The organism is Pseudomonas sp. GW822-FHT04C11 (assembly GCF_058800905.1).
The window spans coordinates 91,907-117,574 of record NZ_JBXAMS010000016.1 but is presented as its reverse complement, the minus strand read 5'-3'; the positions used below and the strand labels follow the sequence as shown (position 1 = coordinate 117,574).

The following is a 25,668-nucleotide window of genomic DNA, read 5'->3' as shown; positions in this document are numbered from 1 at the left end:
CAAGAGCGCTGAGGGACTACTTCTTCCAGCGATCAGCCGCCGCATGATCACTGTCGCGCCCTTCCACCCAGCGCGGGCCGTCGTTGGTGGTTTCTTTTTTCCAGAACGGTGCGCGGGTTTTCAGGTAGTCCATGACAAAGGCGCAGGCGTCGAATGCCGCCTGGCGATGGGCGCTGGCAGCGCCGACGAAGACGATCGGTTCGCCCGGCTCCAATGCGCCGACGCGATGTAGCACTTCCAGTTTGAGCAACGGCCAGCGTTGCTCGGCCTCGACGACAATCTTGCCGAGGGCCTTTTCGGTCATGCCCGGGTAGTGCTCAAGAAACATCCCGGCCACATCGAGCCCGTCGTTGAAGTCGCGGACATAACCGACAAAACTCACCACTGCACCGACGCCGACATTCGCCGCGTGCATCGCATTGACTTCAGCGCCAGGGTCGAACGCCGTGGACTGCACGCGAATCGCCATGGATCAGCCTCCGGTAACGGTGGGGAAAAACGCCACTTCATCACCATCAACGAGCGGTTCGTCGAGCTGGCACAAGTCTTCATTACGCGCGCACATCAGGTTCTGCTCGCTCAGCACCTCGGCGCCCTCGCGTTGCGCCAGCAGCAAACGCACATCGTCGACCGAAGCGAAATCACCTTCGACGCTCAACGAATCAATACCCAGCGCCTCGCGGTAACGGGCAAAAAACTTCACGGTCAGCTTCATTGATCGGCCACCTGATAGTGCCCGCTCTTACCGCCGAGCTTCTCCAGCAGGCGCACGGTTTCGATGACCATGCCTCGGTCCACGGCCTTGCACATATCGTAGATCGTCAATGCGGCGACACTGGCCGCGGTCAGTGCTTCCATTTCAACCCCGGTCTGTCCGGACAATTTGCAGCGGGCGACGATGCGCACCGCATCGAGGCCTTCGGCACTCAGTTCGACCTTGACGCTGGTGAGCATCAGCGGATGGCACAGCGGGATCAAATCGGAGGTTTTCTTCGCCGCCTGAATACCGGCAATGCGCGCCACGGCAAACACGTCACCTTTGGGGTGACCACCGCTGACAATCATTTGCAGGGTTTCAGGGAGCATACGCACAAGCGCTTCGGCCGTGGCTTCACGGAACGTCACGGCTTTTTCGGTGACGTCGACCATATTGGCGCGACCTTGGGAATCGAGATGAGTCAGCACAGCCTTACTCCTGATCAGGAGCACCGATTGTAAACCCGTGGGTCAATTTTTCGCGAGTTTGATTGTTGAATCGATACGCCCCTGTAGGAGCAAGGCTTGCCCGCGATGAACGATGACGCGTTACATCTGACAGACCGCGTCGTCGGTATCGCGGGCAAGCCTTGCTCCTACAGGAGGGGATGGTCGTCGGGCATAAAAAACCGGGCGGCTTTGGGGCCGCCCGGTTCTGGTGGGACATTTACAAATGCGATTCGGCGTATTCGGCCAGAATCGAACGTGGCACCCCTTGCAGGGTGATGTGCACCCCGTTGGGGAAGTCCTTGAAGCGTTCAGTCAGGTAAGTCAGCCCAGAGCTGGTCGCGGACAGGTAAGGGGTGTCGATCTGCGCCAGGTTGCCCAGGCACACCACTTTGGAACCGGCGCCGGCACGAGTGATGATGGTTTTCATCTGGTGCGGCGTGAGGTTCTGGCATTCGTCGATCAGGATCAGGCTTTGCTGGAAGCTGCGGCCCCGGATGTAGTTGAGGGATTTGAACTGCAACGGCACTTTGCTGAGGATGTAGTCGACGCTGCCATGGGTGCTTTCGTCATCCATGTGCAAGGCTTCGAGGTTATCGGTGATGGCGCCCAGCCAAGGCTCCATTTTTTCTGCTTCGGTGCCCGGCAGGAAACCGATCTCCTGGTCCAGCCCCTGCACGCTACGGGTGGCGATGATGCGCCGGTAGCGCTTGCTGACCATGGTCTGCTCGATTGCCGCAGCCAGCGCCAGGATGGTTTTACCCGAACCCGCAGCACCCGACAGGTTGACCAGGTGAATGTCCGGGTCGAGCAAGGCGTACAGCGCCAGGCTCTGATAGATGTCGCGTGGTTTCAGGCCCCAGGCTTCCTGGTGCAACAGGGGTTCCTGATGCAGGTCGAGGATCAGCAGCTTATCGACCTGGATTTCCTTGATCCAGCCGACAAATCCCTGTTCGTCGATGATGAACTCGTTGATATGCACGGCCGGCAGGTTGTCGATCAGTTGCACCTGGTGCCAGGTGCGGCCATGGTCCTGACGGGTTTCGACCTTGCTCACACGGTCCCAGAACGAGCCCGTCATGTTGTGATACCCGTTGGGCAGCAACGACACGTCGTCAACCAACTGGTCAGTGCTGTAGTCCTCGGCCGCAATCCCGCAGGCCCGGGCCTTGAGGCGCATGTTGATGTCTTTGGTCACCAGCACCACGCGCAGTTCCTTGTCCCGCGCGTGCAGGTCGATCAACTGGTTGATGATGATGTTGTCGTTCAAGTGTTCGGGCAGAACGATGTTCGGCTCGGTACGCTTGCTCATCAGAATCGACAGCAAACCCTTGGGCCCGCTTTTTCCGCGCTGGATCGGTACACCCTGTTCAACGTCTTCGGGAGAGGCGTCGCCCAGTGTGTTGTCGATCAGCCGAATGGCCTGACGACATTCGGCCGCAACGCTGTGATGGCCGCTCTTGAGCTTGTCCAGCTCTTCAAGGACGGTCATCGGGATGGCAACGTGGTGTTCTTCGAAGTTCAGGAGCGCGTTTGGATCGTGGATCAATACGTTGGTATCGAGTACATAAAGGATTGGCAGGTTGGAGGGGCTACGTCCGTGATCATCCATACTCGGTCACCTTTGTGGGAGCCAGTCGACGCAATACCATGACAGTGCTGCGCCTCGAAGTGGCCACCGAATTCACCTGTCGTACTCAAATGAACTGCACGACTCAAGTGAACTGCACACACGGGGTCTTGGAAGACGCCACCTGTGTTGCAGGTTTCGGCGGTCTGTCTTCGTAATACTCCAAAACCCATGACAGAAAAAAGCACTTTGACGCTTTTTTGAAGTTTATTTTTCAGAGTGACGAAAAGCCCTTGGCGCGCCGCGCCGGCACCGTTAAAGTCGGAAGTCCGTCTGTATCGAAATCCCTTCTGAAATTCCCCCTGCCCCACTGTTTACTGGGTTCCGCGTTTCAGCGAAAAGCCTCCTGACAATCTTCCCAGCCGATCCCGCTTTGCGCGGTGTGCATCAGCAGCCAGGGCATTGCCGTTTTCACCACGTCCTGTTTGGCGTTGAAATTGATCACCCCGTGGCGCCACAGCAGCATCAATGTCAGCACCCGCTGTGCGCTCTGCTCAGCCGTGAGCTGCCGACTGCCGTCCGCAGGATCGATGTCCCACAGCGCAACCTGCACCCCCTGAGCCTTGAAGAAACCCTGCGCATCGGCGCGACGCTGGCCATTCGGCGGGCGGAACAACGGCACGAAGTTTTCCGGCAGTTTGCTCTTCACCAATTCGACGCTGCGAGTCACTGAATACTGCCAATCCTGCCAATGGCTGTGGGAGCGAAATTCCCAGCCCTGCACCCCGATGCATTGCTTTGAGTACAACGTTTGCAGCTCGGCCACCGAATGCTGTGCCAAGCGGTTCTGGATATCGCTGCCCAGTACAAAAAAGGTCCCGCTCAGGTTCGCCTTGCGCAGGTACTCGGCCAGCCACGCTGTGTTGTCCGGCGCGAGGTTGGCGGCGCTATCGAAACTCAGCACAAACAGCCGATCGTTGAGTTCATCACCGTTACGCTCGTAGTCGCCAAACAGTTCGACTTCGCTGCTGGTCTGCGGGAACAGCGCGGCCTTGCGCAATTGTTCGTCCAGATAGCGCTCGTGAAAACGCCGGCTCGGCTCGGCCCAGCGGGCGTAATAGGACTCTTCGCCGAGTTCGAACTTGGCGGCCTGCTCGCGCAGGGTGTCCATGTCTTCGACCAGAAAACAGAAGGACGCATCCTGATCGCAGCTCTGCTGGGCAAAGTTATAGTTGGCAAGCAAACGCTTCCACATACGCGCGCGCAGCGTGTTGATCGACTCGAGGTTGATCATCCGCAACCCCAGGCGCTGCTTTAAAGCAGCTTCATCCAGCGCTTCACTGGCGAGCAAGGCCCGGGCGAAGGTGAGGATTTCCGCACGTGAAGCGACATCGAACAGGGTCGGGCTGCCCAGTTGCTCCGGCCAGGTGCTGCGGTCCAGCGTGGCAGGGTCGTTGGGCGCGGCATAGGCACTCACGCTGAACAACCAGGCACAAAACAGTAAAGCGATACGCAAAGGGATGTCTCCATAACAAAACCCGCGCGGCACTATAGCTGATCTTGCGACCCCCCCTGCTGCGCCTGCGTACCCAATGTGGCGAGGGAGCTTGCTCCCGCTCGATCGCGAAGCGGTCGCAAAGCCAGCGACCACGATTTGCCTGACATGATGAAGTTGCAAACTTCAGGGCCGCTTCGCAGCCCAACGGGAGCAAGCTCCCTCGCCACAAAGGACTCGACACCACCGATCAGCTATCACTTCCATAGCTGGAGTCAACCGGGACAACCCCCTAGAATCCCCGCACGATTAAAGGAGACGACTTCATGCTGATGGTGATTTCCCCCGCCAAGACCCTCGATTACGAAACACCGCCGGCCACCCAGCGTTTCACTCAACCGCAATACCTGGACCATTCCCAGGAGCTGATCCTGCAATTGCGCGAGCTGAGCCCGGCACAGATCAGCGAGTTGATGCACGTTTCCGACAAGATCGGCGGCCTCAACGCTGCACGCTTCGGCAGCTGGACCCCGGCGTTTACGCCAGCCAATGCCAAGCAGGCGCTGCTGGCGTTCAAGGGTGACGTGTACACCGGCATGAATGCCCAGACCTTCAGCGAAGCCGATTTCGACTACGCCCAGCAACACTTGCGCATGCTCTCGGGCCTCTACGGCCTGCTGCGCCCGCTGGACCTGATGCAACCGTATCGGCTGGAGATGGGCACCAAACTGGCCAATGCCCGCGGCAAGGACCTGTACGCCTTCTGGGGCACGCAAATCAGCGAATGGCTGAACGAAGCCCTGGCCGAGCAAGGCGATGACGTGCTGCTCAACCTCGCCTCCAACGAGTACTTCTCGGCGGTCAAACGCAGTGCCTTGAACGCCCGGATCATCAACACCGAGTTCAAGGACCTGAAGAACGGCCAGTACAAGATCATCAGCTTCTACGCGAAGAAAGCCCGCGGGATGATGAGCCGTTTCGTGATCCAGGAACGCATCAACGACCCGGCTGCGCTCAAGCAATTTGATGTGCAGGGTTACCGCTACAGCGCCGAACAGTCGAAACCCGACAACCTGGTTTTCCTGCGCGACCACGCCCCCGAATAAAGCATCACGATGGCGCACGACATTGATCAATGTGCGTGCGCCGAAACGTGGTTTCCCCCTACATCTCCCCCGCCTAATTCGTCATTTTTCTGGCGCCAAAAACACATCAATTCCATTTATGAAATTTCTTTCACTCGACAAGCGTGAATTTTTTCAGTAGTGGCACGCATTTTTTTCAAGCGTAGTGGCAAAAAACTATTCACGTTAATTAACTCCCTATTAATAAAGGTCGAAACGGCAAGTGCTATCAATATGAGAGCAGTGCCATCTTTTGCAATATTTCAGGAAATTTCAAAAATCGGGATAAGCCGCCATGAACTATCTGAAAATACACCGCTCATACCACCGGTAACGATTATCTCTGAGCGTGTACGAGATAACTTACACAGCGTGCAGGCCCTATCGCCAAGTTGTCATGTTCAACTTTGCTTTCAGGCCACTTATTTGCAATAACAGGAGATAACGCACCATTACTATCCCCTACAAGGCCAAGGCTGCCCCCCTGTAAACGTGCTCACCTGAGCACCTGAGTGCTTGATATTGCTGGCTTTATGCCAACTTTCAAGTACCACCAGCCTTTTGCACCACGGTATTCAAAAGAAATGCCGGCTGCAGTTCAGGGCACGCCTTCACTATCAGGCCAAGTTTCGCACACCTTGAGTGCACTTATTTAGACACTCGGAATTGAGTATGCCTGCACACGGTACTGTGGCGCCTGCCGTCCACACTTCCGAGTGCACTTCGACCGCTGAACACTATTAACTTCGCGCCTTTAATGGCGTGATCAATACAGAGGTAATTGCGATGCGCATCAGCATATTTGGTTTGGGTTACGTCGGCGCAGTCTGTGCCGGTTGCCTGTCTGCACGAGGCCACGACGTGGTTGGCGTGGACATTTCCAAAGACAAGATCGACCTGATCAATGCCGGTAAATCTCCGATCGTTGAACCGGGTCTGGGCGAGCTGCTGACCCAGGGCATTCATACCGGTCGTCTGCGCGGCACCACCAACTTCGCAGAAGCCATCCGTGACACCGACCTGTCGATGATCTGCGTCGGTACACCGAGCAAGAAGAACGGCGATCTGGAACTCAACTACATCGAATCGGTGTGCCGCGAGATCGGCTTTGTCCTGCGTGACAAAACCACCCGCCACACCATCGTGGTCCGCAGCACCGTGTTGCCGGGCACCGTGAAAAACGTGGTGATTCCGATCCTCGAAGACTGCTCGGGCAAAAAGGCCGGCGTCGATTTCGGCGTTGCCGTGAACCCTGAGTTCCTGCGTGAAAGCACCGCGATCAAGGACTACGACCTGCCACCGATGACGGTCATCGGTGAGTTCGACAAGGCCAGCGGTGACGTTCTGCAATCGCTGTACGAAGAGCTCGACGCGCCGATCATCCGCAAGGACATCGAAGTCGCCGAGATGATCAAGTACACCTGCAACGTCTGGCACGCCACCAAAGTGACCTTCGCCAACGAGATCGGCAACATCGCCAAAGCGGTCGGTGTCGATGGTCGCGAAGTGATGGAAGTGGTCTGCCAGGACAAGACCCTCAACCTGTCCCAGTACTACATGCGCCCGGGCTTCGCATTTGGTGGCTCGTGCCTGCCGAAGGACGTGCGCGCCCTGACCTACCGCGCAAGCTCCCTGGACATCGAAGCGCCGCTGCTCAACTCGCTGATGCGCAGTAACGAATCCCAGGTGCAGAACGCCTTTGACATCGTTTCCAGCCACGACAAACGCAAAGTCGCCCTGCTCGGCCTGAGCTTCAAGGCCGGCACCGATGACCTGCGCGAAAGCCCGCTGGTGGAGCTGGCGGAAATGCTGATCGGCAAGGGTTACGACCTGAGCATCTACGACAGCAACGTCGAATACGCCCGCGTCCACGGTGCGAACAAGGATTACATCGAGTCGAAGATTCCTCACGTCTCGTCCTTGCTCAACTCGGACTTCGACTCGGTGATCGACAACTCCGACGTGATCATCCTCGGCAACCGCGACGAGAAGTTCCGCGCCCTGGCCGAGACCGCGCCGCACGGCAAGCAAGTGGTCGACCTGGTCGGCTTCATGTCCAAAGCCACCAGCGTCAGTGGCCGCACCGAAGGTATCTGCTGGTAACCGCCGTTCCCCGTAGGCGCTGGTTCTGCCAGCGCCTACGACTGCTCATCGCCGAAACACAATGGATGCAGATTATGCACAGGCTAAAGCACCGCCTACTTCAGGCTGCCGGTTGGCTGTTTTACCTCAGTTTATTGATGGGCATCGCCATGGCGCTGCCTGTGAGCACTTTCGACTCGCAGTCCAAGGACTTCATTTTCCTGATTGGCGCCGTTGGTATCTGGCGCTATTCGATGGGTGCCACGCACTTTCTGCGCGGCATGCTGTTTCTCTACGTGGTCTACCCGCACCTGCGGCGCAAAGTGCGCAAGCTCGGCAAGACGGCAGACCCGTCCCACGTGTTTTTGATGGTCACCAGTTTTCGTATCGACGCGCTGACCACCGCCCAGGTCTACAGCTCGGTGATTCGCGAAGCGATCGAGTGCGAGCTTCCGACCACCGTGGTCTGCTCGATCGTGGAAATGTCCGATGAGCTGTTGGTGAAAAGCCTCTGGGCCAAAATGAACCCGCCGGACCGGGTCAAGCTCGACTTCGTGCGCATCCCCGGCACCGGCAAACGCGATGGCCTGGCCTTCGGTTTCCGCGCCATCTCGCGCCACCTGCCGGACGACCGCGCGGTCGTGGCGGTGATCGATGGCGACACCGTGCTTGCCGAAGGCGTAGTACGTAAAACCGTGCCGTGGTTCCAGCTGTTCGGCAATGTCGGCGGCCTGACCACCAACGAGTTTTGCGAAGTGCGCGGCGGCTACATCATGAGCGAATGGCACAAGCTGCGCTTCGCCCAGCGTCACATCAACATGTGCTCGATGGCCCTGTCCAAGCGCGTGCTGACCATGACCGGGCGCATGTCGGTATTTCGCGCCAGCGTGGTCACCGACCCGGACTTCATCGCCGACGTCGAAAGCGACTCGCTGCAACACTGGCGCCTGGGCCGTTTCAAGTTTCTCACCGGCGACGACAAGTCCAGCTGGTTCAGCCTGATGCGCCTGGGTTACGACACCTTCTACGTGCCTGACGCTGCGATCAACACCGTTGAACACCCGCCGGAAAAGAGCTTCATCAAGGCCAGCCGCAAGCTGATGTTCCGCTGGTACGGCAACAACCTGCGGCAGAACTCCCGGGCACTGGGCCTGGGGATGAAACGCCTGGGCCTGTTCACCTCGGTGGTGCTGTTCGACCAACGCGTGTCGATGTGGACCTCGCTGCTGGGCCTGACCGTGGCACTGATCGCCAGCTTCAAATACGGCACTGCGTTCATCCTCGTGTACCTGCTGTGGATCGGCATCACCCGCCTGATCCTGACTCTGTTGCTCTCCTGCTCGGGACACAAGATCGGCCCGGCCTACCCGGCGATTCTTTATTACAACCAGATCGTTGGCGCGCTGGTGAAGATCTACGTGTTCTTCCGCCTCGACCAACAGTCCTGGACCCGTCAGGACACCAAATTGACCCGTGATCTGGCCAGCTTTCAACGTTGGTTCAACACCTGGTCGTCTCGGACCATGACCTTCTCCGCCGGCAGCATCTTCGTCGCCGTGCTGCTGTTGATGGTCTGACCTGCCTTGCCTGAATTAACGAGGAAATACCCCCTATGAATACCGCCGCGAACATCAACGTAGTGCATGAATCCGAAGCCCAACGCCAACACGCCCGGGTGAAAATCCCGGCCAAGTTGCGCTTCTTCGGACCCGACCGTACGCCTGTGGACGCACGCCTCATCGACCTGTCCGCCGGTGGCCTGAGCTTCAATGCCGGCCAAGTACTGCTCAAGGTCGGGGATGTGCACAAGGGCCGACTGCAATTCTTGATCGACAACCTCGGCCTGGCCATGGACGTCGAGATACAGATTCGCTCGTTCGACCGCCAGACCGGCCGCACCGGTTGCCAGTTCCAGAACCTCGAACCGCAGGACATCTCGACCCTGCGCCACCTGATCACGTCGCACCTGTCCGGTGACATCGTGACCATGGGCGACGTGCTGGCGACCCTGCAACGCGACAACTTCACCAAGGCGCGCAAGCTCAAGGACGGTGGCCACGGCATGAGCGCTTTCGGGCGCTTGCGGGCAGTGACCTTCAGCCTGGGGATTTTCGTCGTCGGCCTCGCAGCGTTCGGCTTCGTTTTCAAATCGGTGTACGGCATGTACTTCGTCAGCCACGCCCAGGCCGGTCTGGTCAGTGTTTCCGGCATGAACGTCACCATGCCTCGCGATGGCACCGTACAAAGCCTGATCAAGACCGATGGCGTTGCGGCCAAGGGCGCGCCACTGGCGACGTTCAGTACCAGCATGCTCGACGTGCTCAAGGGTCATCTGGACGAAAACCAGTTGCAGCCGGCCAAGGTTGAAGAGCTGTTCGGCAAGCAGATGACCGGCACCCTCACCTCGCCGTGCGATTGCACCGTGGCCCAACAAATGGTCGCCGACGGTCAGTACGCCAGCAAAGGCGACGTGATCTTCAAACTGGTGCCGCAGGGCAGCCAGGCCAGTGTCGAAGCACGCTTCTCCTATCGCCAGTTCGCTGACGTGCGTCCGGGTACGAAAGTGAGCTTCCAGATCGCCGGCGAAGACGCTACGCGCACCGGCACCATCGTCAGCAGCACCAGCCTGAAAAGCGAAGACCTGTCGTCCGACATCCGCGTGCAGATCAAGCCTGACGCGCCACTGGACAGCACCTTCGCCGGTCGCCCGACAGAAGTCAGCAGCAACCGCGGCCCGTCCTTGAACTGGCTGATCGACAAAGCCATGGCCGCGGGTCTTTAAGCGGAGGACATGCCTGTGACCACTCCACCTATCCTCAGAACACCGCGCTCCCACATGGGAACACTGTGCGCAGTCGCTCTTGCGGTGAGCCTGGCCGGTTGCGCCGGCCTGCCCGACCAGCGTCTGGCCAATGAAGCCCTGAAGCGCGGCGACACTGCGCTCGCGCAGCAGAACTACAAACAACTGGCCGACCTGGGTTACAGCGAAGCACAGGTCGGGCTGGCCGATATCCAGGTGGAAAGCCGCAACCCGGCGCAGATCAAAGCCGCCGAAGCCACCTACCGCGCCGCCGCCGATACCTCGCCGCGAGCACAAGCGCGCCTGGGTCGTCTGCTGGTGGCCAAACCGGGATCGACCGAAGCCGAGCAACACGAGGCCGAAGGCCTGCTGAAGAAAGCCTTTGCCAATGGCGAAGGCAACACCCTGATCCCATTGGCCATGCTGTACCTGCAATATCCCCACAGCTTCCCGAACATCAACGCCCAGCAGCAGATCAACCAATGGCGCGCCGCCCGCTATCCGGAAGCCGGTCTGGCGCAAGTGCTGCTGTATCGCACGCAAGGCACTTACGACCAGCACCTGGATGACGTCGAACGCATCTGCAAAGCGTCGCTGAACACCACCGACATCTGCTACGTCGAGCTGGCCACGGTCTATCAGAAACGTGCCCAACCGGAACTACAGGCGCAACTGCTCAAGCAACTGCAAGCCGGTTACAGCCTTGGCAAAGTTTCCGCCCAACGCATGGACAGCGTGGCCCGCGTGCTCGGCGATGCCAGCCTTGGCAAACCGGACGAAAAAACCGCGCAAGCCATGCTCGAGCAAATCGCCCCCGGCTACCCGGCGTCCTGGGTCAGCCTGGCGCAGTTGCTCTACGACTTCCCCGAACTGGGTGACGTCGCCAAGATGATGGAATACCTCGAAAACGGCCGAGCCGCCGATCAGCCGCGCGCCGAACTGTTGCTGGGCAAACTCTACTACGAAGGCAAGTGGGTGCCGGCCGACGCCAAGGTCGCCGAAGCACATTTCCAGAAAGCCGTGGGCAAGGAAGTCGCCGCCGATTACTACCTCGGCCAGATCTACCGCCGTGGCTACCTGGGCAAGGTCTATTCGCAAAAAGCCCTGGACCACTTGCTGACCGCTGCGCGCAACGGCCAGAACAGTGCCGACTTCGCCATCGCCCAGTTGTTTTCCCAAGGCAAGGGCACCAAGCCCAACCCGCTCAACGCCTATGTCTTCAGCCAGTTGGCCAAGACACAAAACACCCCGCAAGCCACTGAGCTGGCGCAAACACTCGAAACCCAATTGCCGCCTGCGCAGCTGGCCGAGGCCCAACGTCTGTTGAAACAGGAACAGGCCACACGTGGCGCCTCGAGCCATAGCACGTTGCAAGTCGAGGCCCTGCAAGAAAAAGACGGCGAGGAATCTCTATGAAGCTCAATCCATTCGTTCAAGCCGGAATCGGCCTGACCTTCGCCCTGTTGTGGTCCTGCCCGACATTGGCCGCGATGACTGACACCAAGAACTACGGCCTGGAAGTGAAAGTCACTGGCCAGTCCGAAGACGACAGCGACCTTGGCACCAAGCCCGGCGGCGACGTCAACGGCGTTGCCCTGGACCTGCGTCCATGGGTCTACGGTGAAAGCGGCAACTGGAGCGCCTACGCGATGGGCCAGGCGGTGACTGCGACCGACATCATCGAAACCGACACCTTGCAGTCCGATACGCAAGGCGCCCAGAGCAGCGGCAACAACGGCCGCCAGAGCAAGAAAAATTACCTGGCAATGCGTGAGTTCTGGATCGGTTACAGCGGCCTGACGCCCTACCCCGGCGAGCAGCTGAAACTCGGTCGCCAACGCCTGCGCAACGACGACGGCCAATGGCGCGACACCAACATCGAAGCGCTGAACTGGACCTTCGACACCACCCTGTTGCGCGCCAACGTCGGTGTCGCCGAACGCTTCAGCGAGTACCGCACCGACCTCACCGAATTGGCGCCCAAGGACAAGGATCGCCTGCACGTGTTCGGCGATATCGCAACCCAATGGACGCCTGGTCAATGGGTCGGGCTGCGTGCCCATCACACCCATGATGACGGCAAGCTCGACTTCCCGACACCCGGCGAAGCCCCTGACTCGCTCGCCAAGAAACAAAACGGCGACCTGAGCTGGCTCGGCGTGGAAGCCAACAGCGATGCCTACAACTGGCGCAACACCAACACCGTCAACTACTGGGCCAGCCTCACCGGCATGAGCGGCAACCGTGACACCGTCAATCCATTGAATGCCGATGGCAGCCGCCCGATCGATGCCTCGAAAAACGGCGACGTCAGCGGCTGGGCCACCGACCTCGGCGTGCGTCTGCGCCTCGATCCGCAATGGCAAGTCGGCGCGGCCTACGCCCGTGCCAGCGCCGATTACGAGCAAAACGGTTTACAGAGTAACCGCTCGAACTACACCGGTACGCGCTCGCGGGTTCACCGCTTTGGCGAGGCCTTCCGTAGCGACATGAACAACATGCAGAGCGCCACGCTGTTCGGCTCCTGGATGCTGCAGGACGATTACGACGCCAGCCTGGTCTACCACAAGTTCTGGCGCGTCGACGGCAACAAGCCGGTCGGCAGCAACGGCATCAACGCGGTGGAGAACAACTACGACGACGTCACCGGCGCGCTGCTGTCCAGCACCTCGTTGCCGCTGGTGGATGGCAAGACCGACCTCGGCCAGGAAGTGGATCTGGTGGTCACCAAGTACTTCAAGCAAGGCCTGCTGCCGGCCGGTTTGAGTCAGTCAATCGATGAGCCCTCGGCGCTGGTGCGCTTTCGTGGCGGTGTGTTCAAGCCGGGCGATGCCTACGGCAAACAGGTCGACTCGTACATGCACCGTGCGTTCATCGACGTGATCTGGCGCTTCTGATGCGAGCCGCCAAGGGAGTGCCCCAGATGAACAACCCTGCGCTCAAAGGCTCGCTCAGCCTGCTGGTCGGCGCGATGCTGCTGACCAGCTCAGCGGTGTTCGCCAGCGTTGAGCCGGCAGCTCCTGCCCCAAAAGGGCAGCAAGCGATCGTGGCCAAAGGACTGCAACAGGCCAAGACCTACACCGTCAGCAGCGCGCCGACCACATCACTGGAACTGGCGGCACCAAAACTGCCCGACCTGTCCGGCTACACCGCGCAAGCCGTCGCGGCGAAGATCGTGCGCAGCAAGGCCGGCAAAGTCAGCGTGCGCCGGATGATGCAGGAAGACGCCTTGAAGGACTTCATCGGCGGCGATAACAAGATGGCTGAATGGGTGGTACGTCAACACGGCATTCCTCAGGCGATCTTCATCGACGACGGTTACGTCAACCTCAAGAACCTGACTCAGAAGCTGCCCAAGCAATACTTCAGCGAGACCTCGCCCGGCGTGTTCCTCGCCAGGCTGCCGATTGTGGTCGGGCAAAAAGGCATCCTTGAAATCGACCAACAGACCCAGGAGTTGCGCCTGTCCGAAGAGGCCGGCTCGTTCATGATCAACGACGGCCAGCTGTTTGTGCGTGACAGCAAAATCACTGGCTGGCGCGAGAAAGACAACGGCCCGGCGAGCTTCCGTTCGCCCAAGGACTTCCGTCCGTTCCTGCTGTCCTGGGGCGGCACGCAGACCTACATCGTCAACAGCAAGCTGGCCAGTTTCGGTTACTCCAACAGTAAGTCCTACGGGGTGAGTATTTCCCAGTACACGCCGAACATGGCCAAGGTACTCAAGCGCCCGGAACCGACCGGCTGGATCATCGGCTCAGAGTTCTCGGACATGTGGTACGGCTTCTACTGCTATGAAACCCGCGACTTCGTGGTCAAGGGCAACACCTACCGCGACAACATCGTCTACGGCATCGACCCCCACGACCGTTCACACGGCTTGATCATCGCCGACAACACGGTGCATGGAACGAAGAAGAAGCACGGCATCATCATTTCCCGCGAAGTGAACGACAGCTTCATCTTCAACAACCGCAGTTACGACAACCACCTCTCGGGGCTGGTGATCGACCGTAACAGCGTCAACAACCTGATCGCCTACAACGAGATCTACCGCAACCACACCGACGGCATCACCCTCTACGAGAGCGCCGACAACCTGCTGTGGGGCAACAAGGTGATCAGCAACCAGCGCCACGGCATCCGCATTCGTAACAGCGTGAACATTCGCCTCTACGAAAACGTCGCCATGAACAACGGCCTGACCGGGGTCTACGGGCACATCAAGGACCTCACCGACACCGACCGCGACATCAAGCTCGACCCGTTCGATGCCGAGGTCTCGCTGATCGTCGTCGGCGGCGAACTGGCGGCCAATGGCAGCGGACCGCTGTCCATCGACTCGCCATTGAGCGTCGAGCTGTACCGGGTGTCGATGCTCGCCCCGACCAAATCCAGCGGCATCAGCTTCTCGGGAATCCTTGGCGAACGCCAGGACGAAATCCTCGACCTGCTGGTGCGCCAACAGAAAGCCGTGCTGATCGACCCCGTCGAACGCCAGACCGAAATGCGCGACTGAGGATGACTTTCATGAAACCCCATTTGATCAAACTGTTCAGCCTCGCCGGCCTGACTGCCGCGATGTCTGCCGTAAGCTTTACGGCGAGTGCAGACGACGCCAAGACACCGAACTTCAGCGCCGAACCCTGCTGCAACCTATGCCCGGAAGCGCACGACGCGAAGAACTACACTACGCGTTATCAGCAAAACTTCACCACCCTGGTGCAAGCGCAAGGCGACTGGTTGTTCCGCACCCAGGAAGACCTGCGCACCGAATTCAACACCACGCCCGAAGGCTATCGCCGGCTCAAGCAACTGCACGACGCCTTCAAGAGCAAAGGTGTTGAACTGGTGGTGGTGTATCAGCCGACCCGTGGTCTGGTGAACCGCAACAAGCTCAACCCGCAAGAAAAAGCCGCGTTCGATTACGACAAGGCGCTGAAAAATTACCAGGGCATGCTCGGGCGTTTTGCCGAGATGGGCTATGTGGTGCCGGACCTGTCGCCACTGACTAACGAATCGCTGCCAGACACCCTGCCCGCCCACGATTTCTACTTCCGTGGCGACCAGCACTGGACGCCTTACGGTGCCCAGCGCACGGCGAAAATCGTCGCCGAGAAGGTCAAGCAGCTCCCGGCCTTCGCCGGCATTCCCAAGCGCGAATTCGAGACCAAGCGGTCCGGGCGCATGGGCAAGACCGGCACCCTGCACAACATGGCCGGGCAGCTCTGCGGTACCAGTTACGCGATCCAGTACATGGACCAGTTCACCACCGAGCCTAAAGGCGAAGCGGCAGACGGCGACCTGTTCGGTGATTCCGGCAACCCGGAAATTACCCTGGTCGGCACCAGCCACAGTGGCAAGAACTACAACTTCGCCGGGTTCCTCGAAGAGGCCATCGGTGCCGACATTCTCAACGTCGCTTTCCCCGGCGGTGGTCTGGAAGGTTCGATGCTGCAGTACCTGGGCAGTGAAGACTTCCAGAAGAAGCCGCCGAAAATCCTCATCTGGGAATTCTCGCCGCTCTATCGCCTCGACCAGCAAACCATCTACCGCCAGATGATGGCGCTGCTCGATAACGGCTGCGAAGGCAAAGAGGCACGGATGTCCGGCAGCACCACGCTCAAGCCGGGCAAAAACGAGTTGATGGTCAACAGCAAGAACATCGACCTGCGCAACAGCGACCATCAGGTCGACATCCGTTTCGCCGATCCATCGGTGAAAACCCTGCAAGCCACTCTCTGGTACATGAACGGTCGCCACGAAGACATCAAGATCGACAAACCCCACACCGCAGATACCGACGGGCGTTTCGCCTTTGAATTGCGCACCGATGAAGACTGGGCCACGCAGAACCTGTTGGCGGTCGAAATCCAGGGCCCGGAAGCGGGTGCTGCGCCACAAAAAGTCGAAGCGAAAATCTGCAAACGCAACGTGTTCCCAGGCGCCGAGCAACGTACCGCTCAGGTCGGGCAATGAGGTCTGTTATGCGAAATCAGAAACTGAAAACCCTGCTTGCACCTACGCTCTTGAGCCTGGCGATGTTCGCCGGGGCGACCCACGCCGCCACGCCACTGCGTCCGCCGCAGGGCTATTTTGCGCCTGTGGATAAATTCAAGAACGGCGACAGCAGCGAAGGCTGCGATGCGATGCCGACGCCGTACACCGGCGCCCTGCAATTTCGCAGCAAATACGAAGGCTCCGACAAGGCACGTTCGACCCTCAACGTCGCGTCGGAAAAAGCCTTCCGCGACACCACCGCCGACATCACCACACTCGAACGCGGCACCAGCAAACGGGTGATGCAGTTCATGCGCGACGGTCGTCCGGAACAGCTGGAATGCACGCTCAACTGGCTTACCGCCTGGGCCAAGGCCGATGCGTTGATGTCCAGGGACTTCAACCACACCGGCAAGTCGATGCGCAAATGGGCGCTGGGCAGCATGGCTTCGGCCTACATCCGCCTGAAGTTCTCCGACTCTCATCCGCTGGCAACGCATCAGCAGGAAGCCCAAGTGATCGAGGCGTGGTTCAGCAAGATGGCCGATCAGGTGGTCAGCGACTGGGACAACCTGCCGCTCGAACAAACCAACAACCACTCGTACTGGGCCGCCTGGTCGGTGATGGCAACGTCGGTCGCGACCAACCGCCACGACCTGTTCGACTGGGCCGTGAAGGAATACAAGGTCGGCGCCAATCAGGTCGACGCCCAGGGTTTCCTGCCCAACGAACTCAAGCGTCAGCAACGGGCGCTGGCCTATCACAACTACGCCCTGCCACCGCTGGCGATGATCGCCAGTTTCGCTCAGGCCAACGGTGTGGACTTGCGCCAGGAAAACAACGGCGCACTGAAACGCCTCGGTGACCGGGTGCTCGCCGGGGTGAAAGACCCGCAAACGTTCGAGCAGAAGAACGGCAAGGAACAGGACATGACCGACCTCAAAGTCGACTCGAAATTCGCCTGGCTCGAACCCTTCTGCACGCTCTACACCTGCCCGGCCGATGTGCTGGAACGCAAGCATGCGATGCAGCCGTTCAAGAGCTTTCGACTGGGTGGGGATTTGACCAAGGTCTACGACCCAAGCCATGAAAAGGGCAACAAAGGTTCATAAGCCGAGACGCAAAACCCGTAGGAGCAAGGCTTGCCCGCGATGAACGATGACGCGGTCCATCTGCTACACCGCGTTGCGGCCATCGCGGGCAAGCCTTGCTCCTACGGGGGGCGTGACGGGATCGAATGCAATACAACCTTCCGGTTTTTCACGGGGGGTTTGGGGGGGCCGTTGGCCCTTGACTGTTGGTTACACAAGGAGAGATCAGGATGGTGTTTTCATCCAATGTGTTCCTGTTTTTGTTCTTGCCGATCTTTCTCGGCTTGTACTACTTGAGCGGGCAACGCTATCGCAACCTGCTGCTACTGATCGCCAGCTATGTGTTTTATGCCTGGTGGCGCGTGGACTTCCTGGCACTGTTCGCCGGCGTCACGCTGTGGAACTACTGGATCGGCCTGAAAGTCGGGGCGGCCGGCGTACGGAGCAAACCGGCGCAGCGCTGGCTGTTGCTCGGCGTGGCGGTGGACCTGTGCATCCTCGGCTATTTCAAGTACGCCAACTTCGGGGTCGACAGCATCAACGCGATCATGAGCTCCATGGGCCTGTCGCCGTTCATCCTGACCCACGTGCTGTTGCCGATCGGAATCTCGTTCTACATCTTCGAGTCCATCAGCTACATCATCGACGTCTACCGCGGCGATACCCCGGCGACCCGCAACCTGATCGACTTCGCGGCGTTCGTGGCGATCTTCCCGCACCTGATCGCCGGCCCGGTGTTGCGCTTTCGCGACCTGGCCGATCAGTTCAACAACCGCACTCACACCCTCGACAAATTCTCCGAGGGCGCGACGCGGTTCATGCAGGGTTTCATCAAGAAGGTGTTCATCGCCGACACCCTGGCGGTGGTCGCCGACCATTGCTTCGCCCTGCAAAACCCGACCACGGGCGATGCCTGGCTCGGCGCGCTGGCCTACACCGCACAGCTGTATTTCGACTTCTCCGGCTACAGCGACATGGCTATTGGTTTGGGCCTGATGATGGGTTTTCGCTTCATGGAAAACTTCAAGCAGCCGTACATCAGCCAGTCGATCACCGAGTTCTGGCGCCGCTGGCACATCAGCCTGTCGACCTGGCTGCGCGACTACCTCTACATCACCTTGGGCGGTAACCGCAAAGGCACGCTGATCACCTACCGCAACCTGTTCCTGACCATGTTGCTCGGTGGCCTGTGGCACGGCGCGAACATCACCTACATCGTCTGGGGTGCGTGGCACGGCATGTGGCTGGCGATTGAAAAAGCCATCGGCCTGAACACCTCGCCCCGCAGCTTCAACCCGATCCGCTGGGCACTGACCTTCCTGCTGGTGGTGATGGGCTGGGTGATTTTCCGTGCGGAAAACCTGCACGTTGCCGGCCGCATGTACGGCGCGATGTTCAGCTTCAGCGAGTGGTCGCTGTCGGAACTCAACCGCGCCAGCCTCACCGGTCTGCAAGTCGCCACCCTGGCAGTGGCGTACGTCACGCTGGCGTTCTTCGGCCTGCGGGACTTCTACCGCAACCGGCCTGCGGCGCAGCTCGACGCCACGGCAAACAACCCTGTCAGCGGCGACGCCCAGGTGTTGGCGGCCAGTTGGGTCGCGGACTGGCCGCGTTATGCCATGCGTGCGCTGGTGCTGCTGCTGTTCATCGCGTCAATCCTGAAACTCTCGGCGCAAAGCTTCTCGCCGTTCCTTTACTTCCAGTTCTGAGGGATCTGACCATGACCCGCTCATTACGCCTGTTCTACATCGCCCTGTTCCTCGTGACTCTAATGGTCCTGGGCCTGTGGTCAGTGCGCAGCTTCTTTGGTTTCAGCACCAACGCCGATGCAACCGTGCTCAACGGTCGCTGGAGCAAAGCCGTGGAGACTCACTACGACGACCATTTCCCGATCAAACGCCTGGGCACCAACCTCTGGGCTCTACTTGATTTCAAACTGTTCAACGAAGGTCGTCCGGGCGTGGTGCTCGGTCGCGATCAGTGGTTGTACAGCGATGAAGAATTCAACCCGGTGGTCAATGAAGAGCTGAACCTGCAAGGCAACTACGCGCTGGTCGAAGGCGTGCGCCAAACCCTGAAGGCCAAAGGCGTGCAACTGGTGATGGCGATTGTCCCGGCCAAGACTCGCCTGTACCCGGAACACCTGGGCGAAGTGAAACCGGCGCGCATCCACGCCGACCTCTACAAGGATTTCCACGCCCGTGTCGCCGCCGACAAAATCCTCGCCCCCGACCTGCTCGGCCCGCTGCAGAAAGCCAAGCAGAACGGCCAGCAAGTGTTCCTGCGCACCGACACGCACTGGACGCCAGAGGGCGCGCAAATTGCCGCCGAACAACTGGCCAAAACCATCGCCGACAAATCCCCGCTCAGCGGCCAGCCGCAGCGCTTTGTCACCGAGCCGGCGGAGCAAGTCAGCCACAAGGGCGACCTGAGACTGTTCCTGCCGCTGGACCCGCTGTTCGAAAACCTGATGCCGGCGCCAGAGCCCCTGCAAAAGCGCAACACCCACGCGGTTGAGAACCAGCCTGCCGGTGACGATGCCTTGTTCGCCAACAACGAAGTGCCGGTGGCGCTGATCGGCACCAGCTACAGCGCCAACCCGAACTGGAACTTCGTCGGCGCGCTCAAGCAAGCGCTGCACAGCGACGTGGTCAATTACGCCGAAGACGGCCATGGCCCGATCCTGCCGATGCTCAGCTACCTGAACAGCGATGCCTTCAAGAACAGCCCGCCACAAGTGCTGATCTGGGAGTTTCCTGAACGTTATCTGCCTGTGAACAACGAAATCGGCGACGCCGACCCGCAGTGGGTCGCAGAGCTCAAACAAGCCGGTGCCCGCCAGCAAAACGTAGCAATTAACCGCAAATCCGAGACGCCCGACCGGGCGCAAAACTGAAAGAGGTAACTCCTATGACTTTCACCAAAACTCCTCGTCGTCTCGCCAAGACCTTCGTCCTCGTAGCAGGTATGGGTCTGCTGTCCCAGGCCTTCGCTGGCGGCGACGCGGCGCTCTACGGCCCAGTCGCACCGAAAGGTTCGACCTTTGTGCGGATCTACAACGCCAGTAACGCCGAAGTCAGCGCCAGCGTCGGCAGCACCGCCATCAGCGATGTTGCGCCACTGGGCAGCAGTGACTTCAGCTTCATGCCCGGTGGCGACTACAGCGCCAAGGTCGGCAATCAGAGCCTGCCCCTGAGACTCGCCGCCGACCACTATTACACCCTGGTCAACAACGCCAGCGGCCAGCCGCAACTGATCGAAGAACCACCGTTCAAGAACAAGCAGAAATCCCTGGTCCGCGTGCAGAACCTCAGTGACAAGGCACTGACCCTCAAGACCGCCGACGGCAAGACCGAAGTGGTCCAGGCCGTCGCGGCCAAGAGCCGTGGCGAGCGTGAAATCAACCCGGTGAAAGTCAGCCTGGCGCTGTTCGAAGGCGACAAGAAAGTCAGCGACGTGAAGCCGGTCGCCCTGGAACGCGGTGAAGCGGCAGTGCTCTACGTCACTGGCAACAGCAGCAGCCTGTCGCCGGTCTGGGTAAAACGCCCGGTCTCGACGCGTTAATGAATTTGCCCGGAATGCCTGCCGATCATCCTAGGTATCGAGTCAAGTGAAGTACTTGTGGCGAGCGGGCTTGCCCGCGCTGGAGCGCGCAGCGGTCCCAAATCTGGCGATCGCGGTGTGCCAGATCGAACGCGCGCAGCGGTTTTACGACTGCTATGCAGCCGAGCGCGGGCAAGCCCGCTCGCCACAGTCTTTGGACCGACCGGCATTGTGGTCACCCCAAAAAGGTGACCGACACGAAATAAGAACAAGAGTGAAACGACAGAACTTCGTCGCTCTAACCCATTACGATTTTGAAGGAGTAACACCATGATTCCAGTGATCTTGTCAGGTGGTAGCGGCTCACGTCTTTGGCCGCTTTCGCGCAAACAGTTCCCCAAGCAATTTCTCGCCCTGACCGGGGAACAAACGCTGTTCCAGCAAACCCTCGAACGCCTGGTGTTCGAAGGCATGGACAGCCCCATCGTGGTCTGCAACAAGGACCACCGCTTCATCGTCAACGAGCAGTTGAGCAACCGCAAACTGGAAGCCCAGCGCATCCTCATGGAACCCTTCGGCCGTAACACCGCACCTGCGGTGGCCATGACCGCGATGATGCTGGTCAATGAAGGTCGTGACGAACTGATGCTGGTGTTGCCGGCCGACCACGTACTGGAAGACCAGAAAGCCCTGCAACGCGCCCTGGCCCTGGCGACTGTAGCCGCCGAGCGCGGTGAAATGGTGCTGTTCGGCGTACCGGCAACCAAACCGGAAACCGGTTACGGCTATATCAAGTCCGCCAACGATGCGTTGCTGCCTGAAGGCGTCAGCCGGGTCTCGCACTTCGTCGAAAAACCCGACGTGAAACGCGCCACCGAGTTCGTCGAGGCCGGCGGTTATTTCTGGAACAGCGGCATGTTCCTGTTCCGCGCAAGCCGCTTCCTCGAAGAGCTGAAAAAACACGACCCGGACATCTACGACACCTGCCTGCTGACCCTGGAACGTAGCGAACAGGACGCCGACACCATCACTTTCGACGAAGCCACCTTCGCCTGCTGCCCGGACAACTCCATCGACTACGCGGTCATGGAAAAAACCCGACGCGCCTGCGTAGTGCCGCTGTCCGCTGGCTGGAGCGATGTCGGTTGCTGGTCGTCGCTGTGGGACGTGCATGAAAAAGACGCCAACGGCAACGTCACCAAAGGCGACGTGGTGATCCAGGACAGCCGCAACTGCATGATCCACGGCAACGGCAAACTGGTGTCGGTGATTGGCCTTGAGAACATCGTGGTGGTCGAAACCAAGGACGCCATGATGATCGCCCACAAGGACAAGGTCCAAGGCGTCAAGCAGATGGTCAACACCCTCAACGAACAGGGTCGTAGCGAAACCCAGAACCACTGCGAGGTCTACCGTCCGTGGGGCTCCTACGACTCGGTGGACATGGGCGGGCGTTTCCAGGTCAAGCACATCTCGGTCAAGCCGGGCGCCTGCCTGTCATTGCAGATGCACCACCACCGCGCCGAACACTGGATCGTGGTCAGCGGCACCGCCGAAGTGACCTGCGACGAAAACGTGTTCCTGCTCTGTGAAAACCAGTCGACCTACATCCCGATCGCCTCGGTCCATCGCCTGCGCAACCCGGGCAAGATCCCGCTGGAAATCATCGAAGTGCAATCGGGCAGCTATCTGGGCGAAGACGATATCGAGCGCTTTGAAGATATCTACGGTCGCTCTACCCCGATTGAACGTGGCGTGTCGGTGAAAACCATCGCGCAGTGATTGATCGGTAAAACAAGTAGCCTCCGTCCAGCCGACTGCGCGCCCTATCCGCAGTGGGTTGGGTGGGGGCTTTTTTAGCTGGATCTGCTTCGTCTGCGTATTGGCGCTTTAGGGGCATCGGCGGGAGCACTTGACTGTTCATTTGCAGGAAACCCAGTAGCCAGTAAACGCATCGCCAGAGAGCTCGGTGGGCGAGACGAGGACTCCGGAGTGTCAAACAACGACACTTGGGCAGGCACCAATCGATCAGCGATGGGGGCAGGCGGGCCTTCAATTACCGCAACCCGAAGGTGGGTCAGTTGCCGGTACTGCATTTGCGTCTGAGCTTCCGAAACCCTCATCAGTTGCGCATAGGTCACTGCGACACTGCCCACTGCACTCAGGGCAGGGTTTCGAGAATATGAAGCCATTCTGCCGGCTATCTGTATAACGTTAGCCACGCCTTCGCGCCGATCAGCAAGCACTTGCGGCGATTCGACCGGACTATTAAAGGCCACCGACATCGGCCCCATGATGCGACTTGTCATGTCCTCTCCCACTACATGGTTCAACACACCCGACATCACCTCACCCGAGTGATACAGCACAGCACCGGAAGGTGAAGCCGTCTGCGTTCGAGCCGCAGCAATCACGTGTGCCTGGTGGGTGTTGGTGAATACTTTGTTGCCTTCAGCACCCAACTCTTCAAGCGCTATCGGAATTTGACGCCGGTAAGCAAGCGTCGCTGGATCCTGGCTGCCGGCGAAATAATTACGGATCGGCTGCATCCCTGCTGCTTGAAGAGGGTGAACGACCCCCTCTCGAGAAAGGTCGTGATAAACCGCATCCACTGGTACTTGATTAGGCGTAGGTATCAGACCATCCGCATCACGATAAAACAGCGGATTGTTGCGCATGGCCCGGTATCGATTCGGGCCGTCGATGGCGCCCCCGGGGTCAGGGTTGATCCACCGTTGGAGACACGCGGCGTAATACCTTAATCCGTAATAGTGGAGTCCAGTCGCATCTCGCTCCTTGCCCGAATAGCGAAGGGTTTTATGACGGTCTGTGCCCTCGCTCCAGGCGGTCTCGCCATACGAATAAAAAACCTCCTGGCTGATCACGCTGCCGTCGCCAGCGAGCTCAATGGTGCACGAACCCTGATGGTCGGCAAGGCTGTAGCGGTATTGAACGTTGGCAATGCCTCGCTGCGCTGCTGACGGCCAATGCAATACCCGCACGCTAATGAGCCCGGCCTGGAGGGTAATCACATCCAGCACTTCTCCAGTGCCCGAGTCGATACGTAACTCCAGCCCCAATAGATAACGCACCTCGTAAACAACGGTGCGGGCATTGGTTTGCAGTGAGCGAACCTTGCGAACACGCTGCCTGTCTCCGTCGTAGCCATAGACCATGTAATCGTTCTGTTCGACATCACGCTCCACGGGCGACACGGACAGCAACTGATTACGCCGATCCCACGTCATGACGCCAGCGGGACTCAACTCCAGCAAGTTACCGTTGGCATCAAAAGCGGCTGCGATTTGTTCCTGCGTGGGTGGCTGGCCGTCCGGGCGAAAAGGCAGACAGCGGTTGCTGTACAGCGCGGCCGTCATTTCCAGCCCTAGGCTTCGAGCACCGACATGAGTGCGTTTGAGCAGGTTGCCGCCAGCGTCGTGTCTGTAACGCTGCTGGTAATTGCATGTGGCTGCTGGATCGTTCAACGCCGGTACTTGTGGCCCTTTGTTAAGGGTATTCGCCTCCCAGCCGAATGCCTCAATCAATTGGTATAGGCTGTCATAGCGATACCTCCGGACGGGATCAATGCGCTGATTGGCGAAGTAACGTACGGGCATTGCCGCATCGGTAATGCTCAACACATTGCCCATTCGGTCATAGTCATGGATCAGCCATTGCAACACCTTGCCGTTGCGATCCTTGCGCTCCATCAGCCAACCGTCTTCGGGTCGGTACTTTTGGGTCGTTACCACGCCGTTACCGGCCACCTGTCGCTCGATTTTGCCCTCGGCGGTGTACTCGATCGCGCTGACAACGGTGTGCCAATCGCTTTCACCGTTCAGTTTCAAACGGCTTTCGCGCACACGGCCGTCAAGGGTGTAACGGTGCTGCTGACGATTACCTTTGGCATCGCGCTGCTCGTGTAAATCGTCAAGGGGGTTGAAACGCCGCAGGGTTTCATAGGACTGCGACTCCAGCAGTGGCTCGCGGTCGTCGGGCAATAGCGGCCAGTCAGGTTGAACGGGGTCAACGGTAAAACGTCGGGCCTGGCGGATGCAGTTGCCGCGAATGTCGAACTCAGTGGAGAGAAGCGTTCCCGCCGGGTCGTCGTGACGAATCAGCTGACCGCACTGATTGCGCTCGCGACTGGCGTCATCCGGTCCAGCGTATTCGAAGCATTCCACGAAAAGGTCTTGTTCAAGCACAGCCAACGGTCGCAACAGGCGATCGTATCGAGTCTCCTGTCGAGTGCAGCGACTGTCCCAGCTTCGCAACAGCTCATCGGCAAGCCCCAACAACTGCACGCGCATCCCGGCGTCGACACTGAGGGTTTTCAAAGCCTTGGTAGAAAGTGAGTAAACCGTTGTCTGGTTGGCCGGAGTCTTGGGATCATCCTTTTGCAGGTCCCAGAGCCGCGGATCCCACTGTTCGATGGCACGTCCTGCCTTATCGAACACGCTACGACTAATTCGGGCTTGCGCCGCTACGCTTTCTTCAGCGCGATAGTAATCCACCGTGCGCACAGACAAGCCCCGCGGATCGCTGACCATGAGTCGGGGTGTCTTGAAATGCATGCCGCTGGTCCAAGCCTGCACAACGCAACCTCCTTCTTGTTTGTCTGCAAGATGTAGCTCACTCCAGACAACAACGGCTACTGTCAGAAATTACAGTGCCGACCAACGGCATCCAATGCGTTGCGCCGATGTCCAGAAGCGCAGGCCTTCGGTAGGATGATAACCATGCACCCTGGGAGGGTTTGAAGC

Annotated in this window: 19 protein-coding genes; 13 read left to right on the top strand and 6 right to left on the bottom strand. The window is 59.3% G+C overall.

The genetic code is table 11. The features are described from left to right. Positions 1-16: 16 nt before the first annotated feature. The 5 genes from moaE to AC1RJ3_RS23275 all read right to left on the bottom strand — a co-directional run bounded on the left by moaE (position 17) and on the right by AC1RJ3_RS23275 (position 4,289). A complete protein-coding gene (gene moaE / locus AC1RJ3_RS23295; RefSeq protein WP_103315715.1) occupies positions 17-469 on the bottom strand; it encodes a molybdopterin synthase catalytic subunit MoaE in 453 nt (150 codons plus the stop codon). Between the two features lie 3 nt (positions 470-472). Then, positions 473-715 carry a MoaD/ThiS family protein gene (locus tag AC1RJ3_RS23290; RefSeq protein ID WP_493080740.1) on the bottom strand — a complete coding sequence of 81 codons (243 nt, stop codon included), beginning with the start codon at positions 713-715 and terminating at the stop codon, positions 473-475. Then, entirely contained in the window at positions 712-1,185 is a 474-nt protein-coding gene (moaC, locus tag AC1RJ3_RS23285) for a cyclic pyranopterin monophosphate synthase MoaC (RefSeq protein WP_054593900.1), read from the bottom strand. Before moaC ends, AC1RJ3_RS23290 begins: the two co-directional genes overlap by 4 nt. A gap of 238 nt (positions 1,186-1,423) precedes the next feature. Beyond that, entirely contained in the window at positions 1,424-2,815 is a 1,392-nt protein-coding gene (locus AC1RJ3_RS23280; RefSeq protein ID WP_054593901.1) for a PhoH family protein, read from the bottom strand. Positions 2,816-3,164: 349 nt separating this feature from the next. Beyond that, complete coding sequence (locus AC1RJ3_RS23275; RefSeq protein ID WP_103315797.1) at positions 3,165-4,289, bottom strand: polysaccharide deacetylase family protein; 1,125 nt, start codon at positions 4,287-4,289, stop codon at positions 3,165-3,167. Between the two features lie 305 nt (positions 4,290-4,594). Between AC1RJ3_RS23275 and yaaA the strand changes: the two genes are divergently transcribed. From yaaA to AC1RJ3_RS23210, 13 genes are all read left to right on the top strand, one after another. After that, positions 4,595-5,374, top strand: a complete 780-nt coding sequence (gene yaaA, locus AC1RJ3_RS23270; RefSeq protein ID WP_054593903.1) for a peroxide stress protein YaaA — start codon at positions 4,595-4,597, stop codon at positions 5,372-5,374. Between the two features lie 804 nt (positions 5,375-6,178). Then, positions 6,179-7,495: a nucleotide sugar dehydrogenase gene (locus tag AC1RJ3_RS23265; protein WP_054593904.1), complete on the top strand. Its 1,317-nt coding sequence runs from the start codon at positions 6,179-6,181 to the stop codon at positions 7,493-7,495. A 74-nt stretch (positions 7,496-7,569) separates the two neighbouring features. Further along, positions 7,570-9,051, top strand: a complete 1,482-nt coding sequence (alg8, locus tag AC1RJ3_RS23260; protein WP_162491268.1) for a mannuronan synthase — start codon at positions 7,570-7,572, stop codon at positions 9,049-9,051. 35 nt (positions 9,052-9,086) lie between these two features. Next, positions 9,087-10,256 (top strand): PilZ domain-containing protein, encoded by a 1,170-nt coding sequence (locus tag AC1RJ3_RS23255; RefSeq protein WP_493080736.1) that lies wholly within the window; start codon positions 9,087-9,089, stop codon positions 10,254-10,256. Between the two features lie 9 nt (positions 10,257-10,265). Beyond that, on the top strand, positions 10,266-11,690 hold the full coding sequence (gene algK / locus AC1RJ3_RS23250) for an alginate biosynthesis TPR repeat lipoprotein AlgK (RefSeq protein ID WP_347927947.1): 1,425 nt from the start codon (positions 10,266-10,268) through the stop codon (positions 11,688-11,690). Beyond that, positions 11,687-13,171, top strand: coding sequence for an alginate export family protein (locus AC1RJ3_RS23245; RefSeq protein ID WP_347927948.1), 1,485 nt, complete (start codon positions 11,687-11,689; stop codon positions 13,169-13,171). Before algK ends, AC1RJ3_RS23245 begins: the two co-directional genes overlap by 4 nt. 26 nt (positions 13,172-13,197) lie before the next feature. Next, positions 13,198-14,790 carry a mannuronan 5-epimerase AlgG gene (algG, locus tag AC1RJ3_RS23240; RefSeq protein WP_493080733.1) on the top strand — a complete coding sequence of 531 codons (1,593 nt, stop codon included), beginning with the start codon at positions 13,198-13,200 and terminating at the stop codon, positions 14,788-14,790. An 11-nt stretch (positions 14,791-14,801) separates the two neighbouring features. After that, positions 14,802-16,250, top strand: a complete 1,449-nt coding sequence (locus AC1RJ3_RS23235; RefSeq protein WP_493080731.1) for an alginate O-acetyltransferase — start codon at positions 14,802-14,804, stop codon at positions 16,248-16,250. Positions 16,251-16,258: 8 nt separating this feature from the next. Next, entirely contained in the window at positions 16,259-17,383 is a 1,125-nt protein-coding gene (locus AC1RJ3_RS23230) for a mannuronate-specific alginate lyase (RefSeq protein WP_054593910.1), read from the top strand. 209 nt (positions 17,384-17,592) lie between these two features. Beyond that, positions 17,593-19,071: an MBOAT family O-acyltransferase gene (locus AC1RJ3_RS23225; RefSeq protein WP_493080729.1), complete on the top strand. Its 1,479-nt coding sequence runs from the start codon at positions 17,593-17,595 to the stop codon at positions 19,069-19,071. Between the two features lie 11 nt (positions 19,072-19,082). Then, positions 19,083-20,258 carry an alginate O-acetyltransferase gene (locus AC1RJ3_RS23220; RefSeq protein ID WP_347927953.1) on the top strand — a complete coding sequence of 392 codons (1,176 nt, stop codon included), beginning with the start codon at positions 19,083-19,085 and terminating at the stop codon, positions 20,256-20,258. A 14-nt stretch (positions 20,259-20,272) separates the two neighbouring features. Then, on the top strand, positions 20,273-20,926 hold the full coding sequence (locus AC1RJ3_RS23215; protein WP_103315726.1) for an alginate O-acetyltransferase AlgF: 654 nt from the start codon (positions 20,273-20,275) through the stop codon (positions 20,924-20,926). Between the two features lie 309 nt (positions 20,927-21,235). Further along, complete coding sequence (locus AC1RJ3_RS23210) at positions 21,236-22,687, top strand: mannose-1-phosphate guanylyltransferase/mannose-6-phosphate isomerase (protein WP_054593914.1); 1,452 nt, start codon at positions 21,236-21,238, stop codon at positions 22,685-22,687. A 74-nt stretch (positions 22,688-22,761) separates the two neighbouring features. Here AC1RJ3_RS23210 and AC1RJ3_RS23205 read toward each other — a convergent pair whose 3' ends face one another. After that, positions 22,762-25,500 (bottom strand): RHS repeat domain-containing protein, encoded by a 2,739-nt coding sequence (locus AC1RJ3_RS23205; protein WP_493080725.1) that lies wholly within the window; start codon positions 25,498-25,500, stop codon positions 22,762-22,764. Positions 25,501-25,668: the final 168 nt, after the last annotated feature.

Excerpts from the sequence above, each read along its gene's own strand:
- moaE (WP_103315715.1), bottom strand. The coding sequence starts at position 469 with ATGGCGATTCGCGTGCAGTCCACGGCGTTCGACCCTGGCGCTGAAGTC.
- AC1RJ3_RS23290 (WP_493080740.1), bottom strand. The coding sequence starts at position 715 with ATGAAGCTGACCGTGAAGTTTTTTGCCCGTTACCGCGAGGCGCTGGGT.
- AC1RJ3_RS23280 (WP_054593901.1), bottom strand. The coding sequence starts at position 2,815 with ATGGATGATCACGGACGTAGCCCCTCCAACCTGCCAATCCTTTATGTA.
- yaaA (WP_054593903.1), top strand. The coding sequence starts at position 4,595 with ATGCTGATGGTGATTTCCCCCGCCAAGACCCTCGATTACGAAACACCG.
- AC1RJ3_RS23265 (WP_054593904.1), top strand. The coding sequence starts at position 6,179 with ATGCGCATCAGCATATTTGGTTTGGGTTACGTCGGCGCAGTCTGTGCC.
- alg8 (WP_162491268.1), top strand. The coding sequence starts at position 7,570 with ATGCACAGGCTAAAGCACCGCCTACTTCAGGCTGCCGGTTGGCTGTTT.
- AC1RJ3_RS23255 (WP_493080736.1), top strand. The coding sequence starts at position 9,087 with ATGAATACCGCCGCGAACATCAACGTAGTGCATGAATCCGAAGCCCAA.
- algK (WP_347927947.1), top strand. The coding sequence starts at position 10,266 with ATGCCTGTGACCACTCCACCTATCCTCAGAACACCGCGCTCCCACATG.
- AC1RJ3_RS23245 (WP_347927948.1), top strand. The coding sequence starts at position 11,687 with ATGAAGCTCAATCCATTCGTTCAAGCCGGAATCGGCCTGACCTTCGCC.
- algG (WP_493080733.1), top strand. The coding sequence starts at position 13,198 with ATGAACAACCCTGCGCTCAAAGGCTCGCTCAGCCTGCTGGTCGGCGCG.
- AC1RJ3_RS23235 (WP_493080731.1), top strand. The coding sequence starts at position 14,802 with ATGAAACCCCATTTGATCAAACTGTTCAGCCTCGCCGGCCTGACTGCC.
- AC1RJ3_RS23230 (WP_054593910.1), top strand. The coding sequence starts at position 16,259 with ATGCGAAATCAGAAACTGAAAACCCTGCTTGCACCTACGCTCTTGAGC.
- AC1RJ3_RS23225 (WP_493080729.1), top strand. The coding sequence starts at position 17,593 with ATGGTGTTTTCATCCAATGTGTTCCTGTTTTTGTTCTTGCCGATCTTT.
- AC1RJ3_RS23220 (WP_347927953.1), top strand. The coding sequence starts at position 19,083 with ATGACCCGCTCATTACGCCTGTTCTACATCGCCCTGTTCCTCGTGACT.
- AC1RJ3_RS23215 (WP_103315726.1), top strand. The coding sequence starts at position 20,273 with ATGACTTTCACCAAAACTCCTCGTCGTCTCGCCAAGACCTTCGTCCTC.
- AC1RJ3_RS23210 (WP_054593914.1), top strand. The coding sequence starts at position 21,236 with ATGATTCCAGTGATCTTGTCAGGTGGTAGCGGCTCACGTCTTTGGCCG.